Here is a 14,483-nt window from a genome sequence, read left to right as displayed (position 1 = left end):
TGGCAGAAGGCGGCATGCTAACGACGGGTAATGCCTGCCGGAATGGCCAGATCAGCCGGGCTTGGCTGCGGACTGTGCAGCAAGGAAAAAATCTGCTGCAGGCACTGCTCCGCCATGCGCTGGCCATCCTGCACAATGGCGTCGATCGGGATGGGCAGACAGTCGAGCAAAGGGTGATCGTCAAAAGTCATCAGACAGGATGGTGCCTCGCGCAGGTGGTGAGTCTGGCTCATGAAAGACAGCACCCCCTCCAGCAGGGTAATCGAAGCGGTAAACAACGCCTGCGGATAACGCCCTTCGCGCGCATGCCACTGCTGCATCATGGCAAAGCCGGAGGCTCGCTGGAAATCACGTTCAGCTATCCATTCCTTGCGCGGCGTGATGCCGTACTGCAGCAGGGCCTGCCGATAGCCCGCCAGCCGGTCGCGACTGGGCGACAGCGTGGGCTGGCCGCCAAAGTACACCACTTCGCGCACGCCCTGCTCCAGCTTGCTGCCGATCAGCCTGGCCACGGTGTCGGTGGCATCGGTCACCACCGAAGGAATGCCACTGCCATCAATGCGGCGATCGACAAACACCAGCGGCAGACGGCTGGTCCACTGCTGGTACAGTGTGGCATCACTGCTGCATGGCACCACGGCCATGCCATCCACCTGCCGCGCCACCAGATGCGCCATGCCTTCGGCCTCGCGCTGCGGGTCTTCATCGCTGGTTACCAGCACCAGCTGGTAATCCCGCTCGCGGCACAGGTTTTCCATCGCTTGCGCCAGCGCGGCATGGGCGGAGTTGGTCAGGTCGGGAATCACCAGCCCTATGCTGTTGCTGCGTTTGCTGCGCAGCGAACGTGCCGACTGGGAAGGATTGAAATGATGCTCGCGCGCCACCTTTTCCACCCGTTCCACCGTGGCTGGCGAAATGCGATAACGCTCGGCATGGCCATTGAGCACCATGCTGGCCGTGGTACGGGATACGCCGGCCAGGCTGGCAATGTCATCGATGGTGAGGCGCTTGTAGGCAGTCACGCAAGACTTTCTGTAAGGGATTAATCACAGACAGCAACAACCCCCGGGGCCTTGTCAGCAGCGGGGGTTGGCTGGCTTGTAGCGATTGTATTACAAGCCGGCGGCTAGCAATAACATTGGTGCGATTGCACAGGACCCGGCAAAGCCAGGCCTCTCCATTCACAGATTGATTCCGCAGCCTTCCTGTCTATTCCCAATCCCCCCGCCCTTGCCTTGCTGATTTAAGAAGGGAGCCTCGCTTTCCCGAAGGAAAGCGAGATGGGTTTTCAACAATCCGTGGTCAGAGGAAAAAAACCTTTGCCAGCCATGGCTTCCCGCTTATTGCTTGATCAGGTTCAGCGGTACCGGAATGAACTTGTCCACGCTCTGGCCCGCTGCCAGTTTCTTGGCGGTCTGGATGCCGTACTGGCCGATCAGCTCAGGCTGTTGCTGCACGGTGGCGGCCAGGGTACCGGCCTTCACCGCGGCAACCGCGTCGGCGGTGGCATCAAAGCCCACTACCACCACGTTTTTCAGGCCGGCAGCCTGAATGGCCTTGAGCGCGCCCAGCGCCATTTCGTCGTTGTGGGCAAACACGCCCTGGATGTCCTTGTTGCCCTGGATGATGTTTTCCATCACCGACAGGCCCTTGGCGCGGTCAAAATCAGCCGGTTGCTTGGCCAGTAGTTTCACTTCGGCCTTGCCATCCACCACCTTGTGGAAGCCTTCGCCACGCTCACGCGCAGCAGAAGAACCGGCAATGCCTTCCAGCTCGACCACGCGGCCCTTGCCACCCAGCTTTTCCAGCAGGAACTCACCGGCCATCTTGCCGCCCGCCACGTTGTCCGAGGCAATGTGGGCGCTAACTTCGGCACCGTTCACGCTACGATCCAGCGACACCACCTTGATGCCCTTGCCGGTAGCTTCCTTCACCACATTGGCCACGGCGGAGGAGTCGGTCGGGTTGATTAGGATAACGCTGACCTTCTTCTGGATCAGGTCTTCCACACTGGCCTGCTGCTTGGCCGGGTCGTCCTGGGCATCCACGGTAATCAGCGTGACGCCGTCTTTCTTGGCTTCGTCTTCTGCGCCCTTGCGCAGCGACACGAAGAAGGGGTTGTTCAGGGTGGATACCGCCAGACCGACGGTCAGCTTGCCATCGGCGGCAGCGGCAGGCGCACTGGCAGCTGCCGGCGCGGCGCTGTCCGGACCTTGCTTGGAGCAGGCGGCAATGCCGAACACCAACATGCTGGCCAGCAGCGGATGAAGAATGCGATTCATGGTGAGTCTCCCTGATATTGACTACGTTGCGTTAAACAGCCCTGGACAGGACTTTTGTTGATTGAAAACCCGGCTTTACTTTTTGCCGCTGCGGTCAATCAGCACCGCCAGCAAGATGACCACACCCTTGATCACCTGCTGGTAGAAGGACGATACGCCCAACAGGTTAAGGCCATTGTTCAGCACGCCAATCAGCAGCGCGCCCATCAGCGTGCCGAAAATCCAGCCGCGGCCGCCGGTCAGGCTGGTACCACCCAGCACCACGGCGGCGATGGCATCCAGCTCGTAGCCGCTGCCAGCGGTAGGCTGGGCGGAATTCAAGCGCGAGGTGAGCACCACCCCGGCCATGGCCGACATGGCACCGGAAACGGTATAGACCCACAGCTTGATCTGATCCACCTTCACGCCGGACAGACGGGCGGCTTCCTCATTGCCACCGGTGGCGTACACATGGCGGCCGAACACGGTTTTCTTCAGCAGGAAGGCAAACAGGCCGAACATGATCAGCATCCACACCACCGGAATCGGCACCAGCCCGGCCACATAACCGCCGCCCAGCATGGAGAACAGATCGCTGTTGAAACCGGTGATCGGGCTGCCGCCGGACACTACCAGCGCCAGGCCGCGCAGAATGGTCATCGAGGCCAAGGTGGCGATGAACGGTGCCACCTTGCCCTTGCTCACCACCAGGCCATTGAACAAACCCATCAGCCCGCCGCCGATCACCCCCAGCAGGGTGGCCAGCAAGGGCGACACCCCAGCCTGGATCAGCGTGGCAATGCCTACCGAGGACAGCGCTAGGATGGAACCCACCGACAGGTCGATGCCGCCCAGCAGGATCACCAGCGTCATGCCAAAGGCAATCAGCGCATTGATGGACACCTGCCGCATCACGTTCAGCAGGTTGGCCACGGTCAGAAAGTCCGGGCTGAGTACGGCCAGCCCCACCGACACCAGCACCAGGGCGATGAAGGGCCCCAGCTTCTGCAGGGTGGCTTTTTGTTTTGGAGTCATTATTTGTTCCCTTGCTCTTGTTCAGGCGGCATGCGCCGTACCGGTGGCCGCAGCCATGATGCATTCCTGGGTGGACTCGGCGGCCTCGAACAGGCCCGTCTGGCGGCCCTCGTGTATCACCAGGATGCGGTTGCTCATGGCCATGACTTCCGGCAATTCCGACGACACCATCACGATGGCCACACCCGCGGCGGCCAGTTGGTTGATGATGTGATAAATCTCGGCCTTGCCACCCACGTCCACCCCGCGGGTGGGTTCGTCCAGCAGCAATACCTTGGGCGGCTGGGCCAGCCATTTGGCAAACACCACTTTTTGCTGATTGCCACCGGACAGCGATTTCACTTCCAGCTCGGCGTCGCGGGTGCGAATGCGCAATTGCTCGATCAAACCGGCCACCGCCTGTTGCTCGGCCGCATCCGACACCACACCCAGCCGGGCGTACTGCGGCAGATGCACCAGAGTGGCGTTTTCCCGCAACGACATGCCCAGCACCAGGCCCTGGCTCTTGCGGTCTTCCGTTACAAAGGCGAGGCCAGCAGCAATGGCCGCGCCCGGGCTGTGCAGGCTGACCGCCTCGCCATCCAGCAACACAGTGCCCGCCGTGCGGCGGTTCAGGCCAAACAGGGTCTTGAGGATTTCACTGCGCCCGGCGCCCATCAGCCCGGCCACGCCCAGCACTTCACCAGCCCGTACGGCAAAGCTGATGTCGCGTACATGATGCTCGTCAGCCAGTCCGTCCACCTGCAGGCGTACAGCCCCCGGCTGCACCGTGCGCTTGGGGAAGCGGTCGCCGATTTCGCGGCCCACCATCATGTGTACCACTTCATCGAAATCAGTGCTGGCAATCACCCGCTCACCGACAAAGCGGCCATCGCGCAGCACGCTGATCTTGTCGCAGATGCGGAAGATTTCTTCCATGCGGTGCGAGACATAAACGATGGCGACGCCACGCGCTTTCAGCGCCTGCATCAGGCCGAACAGGGTGTCGATCTCGCGTTCGGTCAGCGCGGCGGTGGGTTCGTCCATGATCAGCAGGCGCGCATCCATGGCCAGTGCCTTGGCAATTTCCACCATCTGCTGCTGACCGATGGACAGGCTGCCAGCCTCGGCTTCCGGGTCTATGCCACTGGCACCCAGCGCCGCCAGCTGGGCCTTGGCCTCGCGCCGCATGCGGGCGCTGTCGATCACGCCAAAGCGCGACGGCTCGCGGCCGAGAAACAGGTTTTCCATCACCGACAGTTGCGGAATCAGGTTCAACTCCTGATGGATGATGGCAATGCCGCAAGCTTCGGCCTGACGGGTGGAGCGGATGTCCACCGCCTTGCCGTCTATCACGATGCTGCCGGCATCGCTGCGATATACCCCGCTGAGGATTTTCATCAGCGTGGACTTGCCGGCACCGTTTTCCCCCATCAGCGCATGGATTTCCCCACCGGCAATGGCAAAGTCGACTTCTTCCAGCACCCGCACCGGGCCGAATGCCTTGCTGATGCCCTGCATGACAACATTCATGGTCAGGTCCTCAGAAAATCACGCCGGAATGCAGGATCACATTGGCGTACGGTGTGCACTCGCCGGTACGGATGATCACCTTGGCCTCTTGGCAGCGCTGCTTGAATTGTTCATGGCTGACAAAATCCAGCGCCACGCCTTGCTGTGCCAGCCCTGCCGCCAGTTCAACCACGGCTGGATTATGACTGCGACACTCATCGGCAAATACCGCGCGCTCACATTGGAAATCAGCCAGCACGGTTTCCAGCACGCGGGCAAAGCCGGGTTCGCCCAGCGCCAGCGCCAGGTCGATGCACTCAATTCCGGGCGGAATCGGCAGGCCGCAGTCGGCAATCACCAGACTGTCGGTATGGCCCATGCCGGCCAATACGCGGGCGATGTCGCGGTTCAGATGTCCCAGTTTTTTCATGCTTGTTGTTCCAGAAATTGTTGCAGGGCTGCCAGCGTGGGCATGCCGCTTTGTGCGCCCTGCCTGGTTACCGACAGTGCGGCGGCGGCATTGGCGCAGCGCACGGCCTCGGCCAGGCCCAGCGGCCAGAACGTAGCCAGCGCACCATTGAAGGTATCACCGGCACCGGTGCTATCTACGGTCTCAACCGGAAAGCCGGCCACCTGCTGCAACTGGCCTTGGGCATCTACATAGCTGGCACCCTGGCTACCCTGGGTCATCACGATGCCTGCCGGACGGCTGGCCAGCAGTTGTTGCCATGGCTGCTGGCTATCCAGCGCCACGGCCAGCTCGTATTCATTCGGTGTCAACAGGGAAACCTGCTGCAGCAAGCCTGCTGGCAAGGCCTGGGCCGGGGCCGGATTCAGAATGAAAGGCTTGCCGTGACGGGCAGCCAGCATGGCGGCATGCTCAACGGTAGCCAGTGGTACTTCCAGCTGTGCCAGCACCACATCCACCTCGGCAAAGGCGGCTTCGGCTGCATCCAGCTGGGCTGGTGACACGGCATTGTTGGCACCCGGTACCACCATGATGGCATTGTCACCGCCGGCCAGCGTGATGCTGGCCATGCCGGTAGCCTCTTCCACCTGCTGCACCCAGCGGGTATCCACGCCTTCGGCCTGCAAGCCGGCCAGCAGCTCAGCACCAAAGGCATCCTTGCCGACACAGGCAATCAGGCTGACCTCTGCGCCCAACCGGGCAGCAGCCACCGCCTGATTGGCACCCTTGCCGCCCGGATAGGTGGCAAAGCGGCGACCAAACAGGGTTTCACCCTGACGCGGGAAGCTGTCAGCCTCCACCACCAGATCCATATTGATGCTACCGATCAGCAAAACTCGGCTCATGTCCTGTCTTTCTTCAGGCAGCCTGCCGCACTGGCACCGTTCCCGGCAGGAGATCCGTGCCACGGCAGACTGCTGTTGATCAAACGCTAAAACGTACTCAGCAATGCGGTGAACTTATAGCAGAGCCTACAGTCAGGTGGAAGCGCAAAACGCAAAAATTGTAAGTTTTCAACTACATGGCAGCAAAAAAAAACCACACCCTGGTGCAGGATGAGGCTGATTTCCCGGTAATTGCCACCAGCAAGGCACCAGCCCGGTGCCACGACAGCCCAGCTTGTAGTTGCAACGCACAAATTCGCTCAGCCAGGCCAGGCAATGTTTCAGCTGATTTGGCTGGCGCAGCGCAACACAATCGCCGCGACCGCAAACGGGATGACAAGTCCCCTGCGTCGGCGCGTCGGCTGTGCTAAACTCCAGCCAACACATTCATTTGATTATGAAAACACTCATTACCGCCCTCCTGCTCTGTCTGCTTTCGCTGCCAGCCATGGCCGTGAACAGACTGCTGCCTGCCAATATCATGGCCGGTACGCTGTCCAGCGTAGATAACAATGTCGTCACCTTCGTGAAAAGCGAAAGCTCCCTGCTTTCTTCGCTGCTTGCCACGGTGCTTCCCACCGGGCAAAGCTATACCACCGCGCCGGGGCTGCGCATCTACGATGCCAACAATCTGTTCCTGCTAACCGGCCAGCTATCCACGCTGGTGGGCAAACCGGTAGGCATCACGCTGGACCTGCAAGGCAACATCAACCGTATCTGGGTGCTGAGTGACGATGAAATTGCGCTGCTGCAGCAGCGCCAGCAGTAAGGCCTCCCACCCGATGAACCCGCTGGAATCCCTGTTGCAATGAAGAAGGTATACATCAAGACCTTCGGCTGCCAGATGAACGAATACGACTCCGACAAGATGGTCGACGTTCTGGGCGATGCCGAAGGCATGATCAAGACAGACAATCCGGAAGAAGCCGACGTCATCCTGTTCAACACCTGTAGCGTGCGCGAAAAGGCGCAGGAAAAAGTGTTTTCCGACCTGGGCCGCATTCGCCCGCTAAAAGAAGCCCGCCCCGACCTGATCATCGGCGTTGGCGGCTGTGTGGCCAGTCAGGAAGGCGACACCATCGTCAAGCGCGCGCCCTATGTGGATGTGGTGTTTGGCCCGCAAACCCTGCACCGCCTGCCGGAGATGATCCGCGCCCGCCAGCACAGCGGCGCGGCACAGGTGGATATTTCCTTCCCGGAAATCGAAAAATTCGACCACATTCCGCCAGCCAAGGTGGATGGGGCTGCCGCCTTCGTGTCCATCATGGAAGGCTGCTCCAAGTACTGCTCCTTCTGCGTGGTGCCCTATACCCGTGGCGAGGAAGTTTCCCGCCCGTTTGAAGACGTGCTGACCGAAATTGCCGGGCTCACCCAGCAAGGGGTGAAGGAAATCACCCTGCTGGGGCAAAACGTCAACGCCTACCGTGGCTTGATGGCCGATGGCGAAATTGCCGACTTTGCCCTGCTGCTGGAATACGTGCACGAAATCCCCGGCGTGGAGCGCCTGCGCTTCACCACCAGCCACCCGCGCGAGTTCACCCAGCGCATCATCGATTGCTACGGCAAGCTGCCCAAGCTGGTATCGCACCTGCACCTGCCGGTGCAAAGCGGTGCTGATCGTATTCTCACGGCGATGAAGCGCGGTTATACCGCGCTGGAATACAAGTCCATCATCCGCAAGCTGCGCGCGCTGCGACCGGACCTGTGCCTGTCGTCCGACTTCATCGTCGGCTTCCCCGGCGAAACCGACGCGGACTTCGCGCAAACGCTGAAGCTGGTGCAGGATCTGGCATTCGACTTCAGCTATGTGTTCATCTACAGCGCACGCCCCGGCACACCAGCAGCCAACCTCACCGACGACACCCCGCATACGGAAAAAGTGCGCCGGCTGGAAGCGCTGAACGAAGTCATCGAGGCGCGCGGCTTTGCCATCAACCAAAGCATGGTTGGCAGCGTGCAGCGCGTACTGGTGGAAAACATCTCCAAGAAAGACCCGAACATGCTGGCGGCCCGTACCGCCAACAACCGGGTGGTGAATTTTGTCGGCCACCCGCGCCTGCTCAAGCAGATGGTGGATGTAGTCATTACCGAAGCGCGTCCGCATTCGCTGGCAGGGGAAATCCTGCTGCACGAAACCCTGTAAGCCACCAAGGACAGATCCGTCATGTTCATCGTTTCACTCAGTTATATCGCCCCGCTGGAAGAGATAGACGCCCAGCTGGAACACCATGTGCTGTGGCTGAAGCAATGCTATGCCGACGGGCTGTTTCTGGCTTCAGGCCGCAAGGAGCCACGCACCGGCGGCATCATCCTGGCCACCGGCGAACGCCACATGCTGCAGCAACGGCTGGCGCAGGACCCGTTTGCACTGGCGGGACTGGCTCGTTACGACATCACCGAATTTCATCCCAGCATGACAGCGGCCGGCCTGGAAGCGCTGCAGGACAGCCCGACAGCATGAGCGATAGCGCCGTTACGCCAGCCCCCCGTCCGCTTGGCCGCCATGCCCGCAAGGTGGCACTGTTCAGCCTGATCGCCCTGCCTGTGCTGTTGCTGCTCAGCCTGCTGGTCGGCCAGCCCGGCAGTAATGGCAACTGGGGTAGCCGCTCACTCTTGCTGCTGACCGGCCCGGCGGCGCTGATTCCCACCGCCCTGATTTATGCCGGCCTGCTGTGGCTGCTGGACAAACTGCCCTCTGCCGGCTTGCGCAACGGGCTGTTCATGCTGCTGACACTGCTGGCCTGCGTCTTGCTTGTACTGGAAGCCAGCTTCTGGTTTGCCCTGCTGTTCAGCCACTGACATCTTGCCCTGACAATGAATACCACTCCTCTCAGTTTCAATCCGGTCGATAACGAACGGCTGGCCCGCCTGTGCGGCCCGCTGGATGAAAACCTCAAGCAGATCGAAACCGGTCTGGATGTACTGATCCAGCGCCGTGGCGAGCACTTCAAGTGCAGCGGCGAACAGGCCGATCTGGCGGTCTACAGCCTGACCCGCCTCTACCTGCTGGCGGAAAAGCAGGACATCTCTATCGACGATGTACAGCTGGAACTGGTGGAGGCCCGCCAGCACAATCAGCAAGCAGATGCCGACGCCCCGGTGCTGCTGACCCGTCGTGGCGACCTGCGTGGCCGCACCCCGCGCCAGAGTGGCTATATCAAGGCCATCAGCCAGCACGACATCACCTTCGGCATCGGCCCGGCGGGTACCGGTAAAACTTATCTGGCCGTAGCCTGTGCGGTGGATGCCATGGAGCGCGATGCCATCAAGCGCATCGTGCTGGTGCGCCCGGCGGTGGAGGCCGGTGAAAAGCTGGGCTTCTTGCCCGGCGATCTGGCACAAAAGGTCGACCCCTACCTGCGTCCGCTCTACGACGCCCTGTACGACCTGATGGGTTTTGACCGCGTCACCCGCCTGTTCGAAAAAAACCTGATTGAAATTGCACCGCTGGCCTATATGCGTGGCCGTACACTGAACAACGCCTTCATCATTCTGGACGAAGCGCAAAACACCACGCCGGAACAAATGAAGATGTTCCTCACCCGCATCGGCTTTGGCTCACGTGCGGTGATTACCGGCGACGTAACGCAGATCGACCTGCAACGCCATCAGAAAAGCGGACTGGTGGAAGTGGAAAAGATTCTGGGCCATGTACGTGGCATTCACTTCCACCATTTCCAGAGCGAAGACGTGGTGCGCCACCCGCTGGTGCAGAAAATTGTTGATGCCTACGACCACTATCAATTGAAGAACGATGAAACAAGCCAAGCGAAATAACCCGCTGCCGCGCCTTGCCGCCCGTCTGCAGCTGACACTGGAAGACCGCAGCCAGGCGCAGCTGCTGCCTGAAGCCAAACTGATTCGCCGTTGCTGCCAGGCCGCCTTGCAGGCCGATGTGAAGCAGGCCCAGGTCAGCATCCTGCTGGTAGGTAGCGAAGAAGGCCGCAGCCTTAACCACAGCTACCGCGGCAAGGACTACGCCACCAATGTGCTGTCTTTCGCACTGAACGAAGGCGAAAACATTGCCGATCTGCCTTTGTTTGGCGACCTGGTGCTGTGCACCGAGGTGGTGGAAAAGGAAGCCGCCGAGCAAGGCAAAGACCTGATGGCCCACTATGCCCACTTGCTGGTACACGGCATGCTGCACCTGCAAGGCTTCGACCACGAAGATGACGAAGAGGCCGAAATCATGGAAACGCTTGAAACCGTCATTATGGCGAAGTTAGGATATCCCGATCCCTATCTAGAGGAAAAACGCTAACCCCATGGAAGACCCCAGTAAACACAAGCCCAGCCTGTTGGAACGCTTGTCCGCCATGCTCCTGCGCGAACCGGAAGACCGCGAGGAGCTGATCACCCTGCTGCACTCCGCCTTTGAACGTAATCTGCTGGATGCCGAAGCGCTATCCATGATTGAAGGCGTGCTGGAAGTCAGCGACCTGACCGCCCGCGACGTGATGATTCCGCGCAGCCAGATGGATGTGATCCGCATCGACGACCCGATCGAGCGCCTGCTGCCGGACGTGCTGCGCACCGGCCACTCGCGCTTTCCGGTGATTGGCGACAACAAGGACGACGTGCTGGGCATTCTGCTGGCCAAGGACTTGCTGCATTACTTCCATGCGCCCAAGAGTTTTGACCTGCGCGCCACCCTGCGTGCCAGCGTGTTCGTGCCGGAATCCAAACCGCTGGACGTGTTGCTGCGCGAATTCCGCTCCAACCGCAATCACATGGCCATCGTGGTGGACGAATATGGCGGCGTGTCCGGCCTGGTCACCATCGAGGATGTGATCGAGCAGATTGTCGGCGACATCGAAGACGAATACGACTTCGAAGAGGATGACAACAATATCGTGCCGGTACGCGACCAGCGCTACCGCGTCAATGCTCTTACCGAAGTGGCCGACTTCAACGAATACTTTGCCACCAGCTATGAAGACGATGACGTGGATACCGTAGGCGGACTGGTACTTTCGCTAATCGGCCATCTGCCCAAGCGTGGTGAAACCGTTGAATCCGGCTCGCTGCGCTTCACCGTATTGCGCGCCGATAGCCGTCGCCTGCAAACCCTGCTGGTGGAGCGCCTGCACAGCAACACCGCCGAAAGCAGCACTGACTGACATGCGTACCCTGCTTGTGCTGATCGCCGCCGCCTTTGCCGGCGCACTGACCCTGTACGGTTTTGCCCCTTACCGCCTGTACGGCCTGCTGCCACTGTCACTGGCGGCATTGGCACAACTGGTGCAGCGCAATCCCCGGCTTGCCTTCCGTATCGGCTACGTCTGGGGGGTGGCAGCCTATGCCAGCAACTTCAACTGGATCTACAACAGCCTGCACGACATCGCCGGCCTGCCCGCCATGCTGGCTGCACCCTTGGTCCTGCTGCTGCCGGCCTACCTGGCCATCTGGCCCGGTCTGGCCTGCTGGCTGACCAGCCGTATCGACAGCCGCCTCTGGGTCCGCTGGCTGCTGGCCTTTCCGGCGCTGTGGGAGCTGGGTGAATGGCTGCGCAGCTGGGTAATGACCGGTTTCCCCTGGGGTGCAGTCGGCTATTCACAGGTAACGGAAAGCCCGCTGGCCGGTTTCATTCCCATTGGCGGGGTACATCTGGTCAGCTGGCTGGTAGCACTCAGCGCCGGGGCATTGGTATTACTGGCCAACGGTCAACGCCTGCAACGCATGGCCACCCTTATCGGATTGCTTGTCTTGTGGAGTGGCGGCTACTGGCTACAAACCGTCAGCTGGACCGAACCCGCCGGCAAAGCATATCGCGTAGCACTGGCACAGGGAGATATTCCCCAGGCGATGAAATGGGATCCGGCAACCTTTGAATCTACCCTGACAACCTATTACCAGCAGGTTGCCAGTACCCGTGCCGATCTGATGATCCTGCCGGAAACCGCCCTGCCGGTATTCCTGGACGATTTGCCATCCGGCTACCTCACCATGATGGCCGGGGATGCCCAGCGCAAGAACATGGCGCTAGCAACCGGCATTCCACGCCGCACCGCAGATGGCCGCGGCTATCTGAATGCCGTAGTCGTTCTTACCGACCCGGCACTGCCCTCCTATGCCAAGGACCATCTGGTGCCATTTGGTGAATTCATTCCGCTTCCGGGCCTGATCGGCTGGATTTATCAGTACATGAACATGCCATTGTCCGGCTTTTCCCGTGGCGGTGAAAACCAGCATCCATTGACGCTTGCCGGTCACAAGGTGGCATTCAATATCTGCTATGAGGACAGCTTTGGCGAGGAGCTGATCGGCCCTGCGGCCCAGGCCGGGATTCTGGCCAATGTCAGCAATCTGGCCTGGTTCGGCAAGAGTGTGGCCATGAGCCAGCATCTGCAGCTGTCCCAGGCCCGTGCTCTGGAAACAGGCCGTTTCATGTTGCGTGCCACCAATACCGGCATGACTGCCATCGTGCGCCCCAACGGCGACATCGCCAGCGTGGCCGCACCATTCACCCAGCAAGTACTGGAAGGCATGGTGCAGGATTATCAGGGCCGAACACCGTATATGCAGTATGGCAACCAACCGGTAATCATCGGCTGCATCAGCCTACTGACACTGGCAATGGCCCTGGGAGCCTGGCAACGGCGCCAGCAGCGTCCACCGCCTACACCAAATCAGGCAGCGTAGCAGACAACAAAAAAGCCCTCCGTGTGGAGGGCTTTTGCTTGATCAGACAGCTGCTTCAGACATGAAAGCGTGAAACCAGTTGCCGCAGATCATCCGCCAGCGTGTGCATGGCCTGCACTTCCTTCGAGGTACCAGCCGACTCGTCAGCATTACTACTGGCACTGCTGGCAATCAACTCCACCTGCTGGGCAATCTCGGTACTGGCACTACCCTGCTCTTTCAAGGCATGCGAGATTTCATTGACTACATCGACCACACCAGTGGCACTGTCGCGAATATGCGAGATAGCCTCCCCACCTTGCACCGCCAGCTGAAGACCGGTTTTAACCCGACCGACCGCTTCTTCCATGCAAGCGCGTGACTGATCGGAGCTGGTCTGGATTTCCTGAATCATGCCCGCAATTTCCTGCGTCGCCTGACCGGTACGCTCAGACAGTTTGCGCACTTCATCTGCCACCACGGCAAAACCACGCCCCATCTCGCCCGCACGCGCAGCCTCGATTGCTGCATTAAGTGCCAGCAAATTGGTCTGGTCGGCAATATCCTTGATCACCTGCATGATGCTGGAAATGGTCTGGGTCTTGGTTGCCAGGTCCGCAATCGTCGTGGCCGCCTGGTCTACCGACTCATTAATTCGATGCATCTCACTGACTGCACTGGAAATTACCTCGCCACCTTCGCGTGACAGGCGACCGGATTCCTGCGACAGATTGCGAGCATCCTGCGCATGACTGGAAATATGGTTGATACTCACCGTCAACTGTTCGATAGACGCAGCCATGGCTGCAGCAGCTTCGCTTTGTTGATCAGAACCGCGCACAACGGCATCTGATCTGCGCGCCACATCCGAACTCATCTGAGACAGGCGTACAGCCTCATCAGCAATTTCGCGCACCAACTGCTTCAGGTGTTTCTGCATCTGGTCCACAGCCGCCATCACGCTGTGACTATCCCCGGCACTGACAGGCACATGGGTATCTAGATAACCATCTGCAATGCGGCGTACCACCCGCATGGTTTCGCCCGGGTCCGCCCCCAACTGGCCAAGAATGCTGCGCATCAGGAATAGCCCGGCCACCAGCAACAAGGCCAGAATGATGCCGACCTCACCCAGTGTCAGCCACAGCTGGCTCATGAAGGCGGCCTGCACATCATCCAGATAAATGCCGGTACCGATAATCCAATGCCAACGGCTGCTGGTCATCAGGTAGGAAATCTTGGGCTGCGGCTGATCAAAACCCGGCTTGTCCCATACATAGGCAGCGAAACCCTGACCATTACCCTTGGCTACCGTTTCCTGGAACAACTGGCCAAGATCGACACCGGTCGGTGTCTTCAGTCCCAACACACTCTTTCCCAGCATGGCCGCCTTGGCACCATGGATGACATAGTTCCAGTTCTGGTCATATCCAAAGAAATATTCTTTGCCATCGTAATGACTGCTCATCAAGGCAGCAGCAGCCATCTGCTTGGCTTGAGGCTCACTCAGCTTGCCACTGGCTTCCAGTGCTTCGTAGCTGCTGATGATCCCCATCGCAGATTCAACAAGGTTTCGTGTTTTATCCTGCCGGTCCTGCAGCAGGCTGTTACGTTGATTATACAAAGCCAAACCACTGAGACAGCAGATCAGCAATGCAACCAGCAGCAGCCAGGCAATCAGGCGGCCGCGCAATGTCATACCGGCAGTTGTGTTCATGTTTT

General features: G+C 59.8%; 15 protein-coding genes. 8 read left to right on the top strand and 7 right to left on the bottom strand.

Going from position 1 to position 14,483, the window contains the following annotated elements:
• Positions 1 to 17: 17 nt before the first annotated feature.
• From QVF59_RS09105 to rbsK, 6 genes are all read right to left on the bottom strand, one after another.
• Positions 18 to 1,022, bottom strand: coding sequence for a substrate-binding domain-containing protein (locus tag QVF59_RS09105; protein WP_287879094.1), 1,005 nt, complete (start codon positions 1,020 to 1,022; stop codon positions 18 to 20).
• Positions 1,023 to 1,340: 318 nt separating this feature from the next.
• Positions 1,341 to 2,282: a ribose ABC transporter substrate-binding protein RbsB gene (gene rbsB / locus QVF59_RS09100; protein ID WP_159879862.1), complete on the bottom strand. Its 942-nt coding sequence runs from the start codon at positions 2,280 to 2,282 to the stop codon at positions 1,341 to 1,343.
• Between the two features lie 75 nt (positions 2,283 to 2,357).
• Entirely contained in the window at positions 2,358 to 3,296 is a 939-nt protein-coding gene (locus QVF59_RS09095) for an ABC transporter permease (protein WP_159879864.1), read from the bottom strand.
• Between the two features lie 21 nt (positions 3,297 to 3,317).
• On the bottom strand, positions 3,318 to 4,808 hold the full coding sequence (locus tag QVF59_RS09090) for a sugar ABC transporter ATP-binding protein (RefSeq protein ID WP_287879090.1): 1,491 nt from the start codon (positions 4,806 to 4,808) through the stop codon (positions 3,318 to 3,320).
• A gap of 10 nt (positions 4,809 to 4,818) precedes the next feature.
• Positions 4,819 to 5,217 (bottom strand): D-ribose pyranase, encoded by a 399-nt coding sequence (gene rbsD, locus QVF59_RS09085; protein ID WP_287879087.1) that lies wholly within the window; start codon positions 5,215 to 5,217, stop codon positions 4,819 to 4,821.
• A complete protein-coding gene (gene rbsK, locus QVF59_RS09080; RefSeq protein ID WP_287879086.1) occupies positions 5,214 to 6,101 on the bottom strand; it encodes a ribokinase in 888 nt (295 codons plus the stop codon). The genes rbsD and rbsK overlap by 4 nt, the downstream gene beginning before the upstream one ends.
• Before the next feature lie 487 nt (positions 6,102 to 6,588).
• Between rbsK and QVF59_RS09075 the strand changes: the two genes are divergently transcribed.
• Genes QVF59_RS09075 through lnt form a run of 8 tightly spaced genes read left to right on the top strand, consistent with a single transcriptional unit; the run spans position 6,589 to position 12,782 of the window.
• On the top strand, positions 6,589 to 6,909 hold the full coding sequence (locus QVF59_RS09075) for a hypothetical protein (RefSeq protein WP_159879872.1): 321 nt from the start codon (positions 6,589 to 6,591) through the stop codon (positions 6,907 to 6,909).
• A 39-nt stretch (positions 6,910 to 6,948) separates the two neighbouring features.
• Positions 6,949 to 8,283, top strand: coding sequence for a tRNA (N6-isopentenyl adenosine(37)-C2)-methylthiotransferase MiaB (gene miaB, locus QVF59_RS09070; protein ID WP_287879083.1), 1,335 nt, complete (start codon positions 6,949 to 6,951; stop codon positions 8,281 to 8,283).
• A 21-nt stretch (positions 8,284 to 8,304) separates the two neighbouring features.
• A complete protein-coding gene (locus QVF59_RS09065; RefSeq protein ID WP_287879082.1) occupies positions 8,305 to 8,601 on the top strand; it encodes a YciI family protein in 297 nt (98 codons plus the stop codon).
• A complete protein-coding gene (locus QVF59_RS09060; RefSeq protein WP_287879080.1) occupies positions 8,598 to 8,939 on the top strand; it encodes a hypothetical protein in 342 nt (113 codons plus the stop codon). Before QVF59_RS09065 ends, QVF59_RS09060 begins: the two co-directional genes overlap by 4 nt.
• Before the next feature lie 15 nt (positions 8,940 to 8,954).
• Positions 8,955 to 9,917 carry a PhoH family protein gene (locus QVF59_RS09055; RefSeq protein WP_287879079.1) on the top strand — a complete coding sequence of 321 codons (963 nt, stop codon included), beginning with the start codon at positions 8,955 to 8,957 and terminating at the stop codon, positions 9,915 to 9,917.
• Positions 9,895 to 10,401, top strand: coding sequence for an rRNA maturation RNase YbeY (ybeY, locus tag QVF59_RS09050; protein WP_287879077.1), 507 nt, complete (start codon positions 9,895 to 9,897; stop codon positions 10,399 to 10,401). The genes QVF59_RS09055 and ybeY overlap by 23 nt, the downstream gene beginning before the upstream one ends.
• Before the next feature lie 4 nt (positions 10,402 to 10,405).
• A complete protein-coding gene (locus tag QVF59_RS09045; RefSeq protein WP_159879893.1) occupies positions 10,406 to 11,260 on the top strand; it encodes a CorC family transporter in 855 nt (284 codons plus the stop codon).
• Position 11,261: 1 nt separating this feature from the next.
• Positions 11,262 to 12,782: an apolipoprotein N-acyltransferase gene (lnt, locus tag QVF59_RS09040; protein ID WP_287879075.1), complete on the top strand. Its 1,521-nt coding sequence runs from the start codon at positions 11,262 to 11,264 to the stop codon at positions 12,780 to 12,782.
• A gap of 55 nt (positions 12,783 to 12,837) precedes the next feature.
• On the opposite strand, the gene QVF59_RS09035 is transcribed toward lnt, so the two are convergent.
• Positions 12,838 to 14,478: a methyl-accepting chemotaxis protein gene (locus QVF59_RS09035; RefSeq protein WP_287879073.1), complete on the bottom strand. Its 1,641-nt coding sequence runs from the start codon at positions 14,476 to 14,478 to the stop codon at positions 12,838 to 12,840.
• Positions 14,479 to 14,483: the final 5 nt, after the last annotated feature.

Origin of the sequence: Aquitalea sp., from assembly GCF_030150775.1 — a bacterium.
In the GTDB taxonomy this organism is placed as follows: Bacteria; Pseudomonadota; Gammaproteobacteria; order Burkholderiales; family Chromobacteriaceae; genus Aquitalea; species Aquitalea denitrificans.
Note: the sequence above shows the minus strand (reverse complement) of the source record. Positions and strands in the feature narration are given on the sequence as shown.

Excerpts from the sequence above, each read along its gene's own strand:
- QVF59_RS09090 (WP_287879090.1), bottom strand. The coding sequence starts at position 4,808 with ATGAATGTTGTCATGCAGGGCATCAGCAAGGCATTCGGCCCGGTGCGG.
- rbsD (WP_287879087.1), bottom strand. The coding sequence starts at position 5,217 with ATGAAAAAACTGGGACATCTGAACCGCGACATCGCCCGCGTATTGGCC.
- ybeY (WP_287879077.1), top strand. The coding sequence starts at position 9,895 with ATGAAACAAGCCAAGCGAAATAACCCGCTGCCGCGCCTTGCCGCCCGT.
- QVF59_RS09065 (WP_287879082.1), top strand. The coding sequence starts at position 8,305 with ATGTTCATCGTTTCACTCAGTTATATCGCCCCGCTGGAAGAGATAGAC.
- rbsK (WP_287879086.1), bottom strand. The coding sequence starts at position 6,101 with ATGAGCCGAGTTTTGCTGATCGGTAGCATCAATATGGATCTGGTGGTG.
- QVF59_RS09095 (WP_159879864.1), bottom strand. The coding sequence starts at position 3,296 with ATGACTCCAAAACAAAAAGCCACCCTGCAGAAGCTGGGGCCCTTCATC.
- rbsB (WP_159879862.1), bottom strand. The coding sequence starts at position 2,282 with ATGAATCGCATTCTTCATCCGCTGCTGGCCAGCATGTTGGTGTTCGGC.
- QVF59_RS09075 (WP_159879872.1), top strand. The coding sequence starts at position 6,589 with ATGGCCGTGAACAGACTGCTGCCTGCCAATATCATGGCCGGTACGCTG.
- miaB (WP_287879083.1), top strand. The coding sequence starts at position 6,949 with ATGAAGAAGGTATACATCAAGACCTTCGGCTGCCAGATGAACGAATAC.
- lnt (WP_287879075.1), top strand. The coding sequence starts at position 11,262 with ATGCGTACCCTGCTTGTGCTGATCGCCGCCGCCTTTGCCGGCGCACTG.
- QVF59_RS09060 (WP_287879080.1), top strand. The coding sequence starts at position 8,598 with ATGAGCGATAGCGCCGTTACGCCAGCCCCCCGTCCGCTTGGCCGCCAT.
- QVF59_RS09035 (WP_287879073.1), bottom strand. The coding sequence starts at position 14,478 with ATGAACACAACTGCCGGTATGACATTGCGCGGCCGCCTGATTGCCTGG.
- QVF59_RS09055 (WP_287879079.1), top strand. The coding sequence starts at position 8,955 with ATGAATACCACTCCTCTCAGTTTCAATCCGGTCGATAACGAACGGCTG.
- QVF59_RS09045 (WP_159879893.1), top strand. The coding sequence starts at position 10,406 with ATGGAAGACCCCAGTAAACACAAGCCCAGCCTGTTGGAACGCTTGTCC.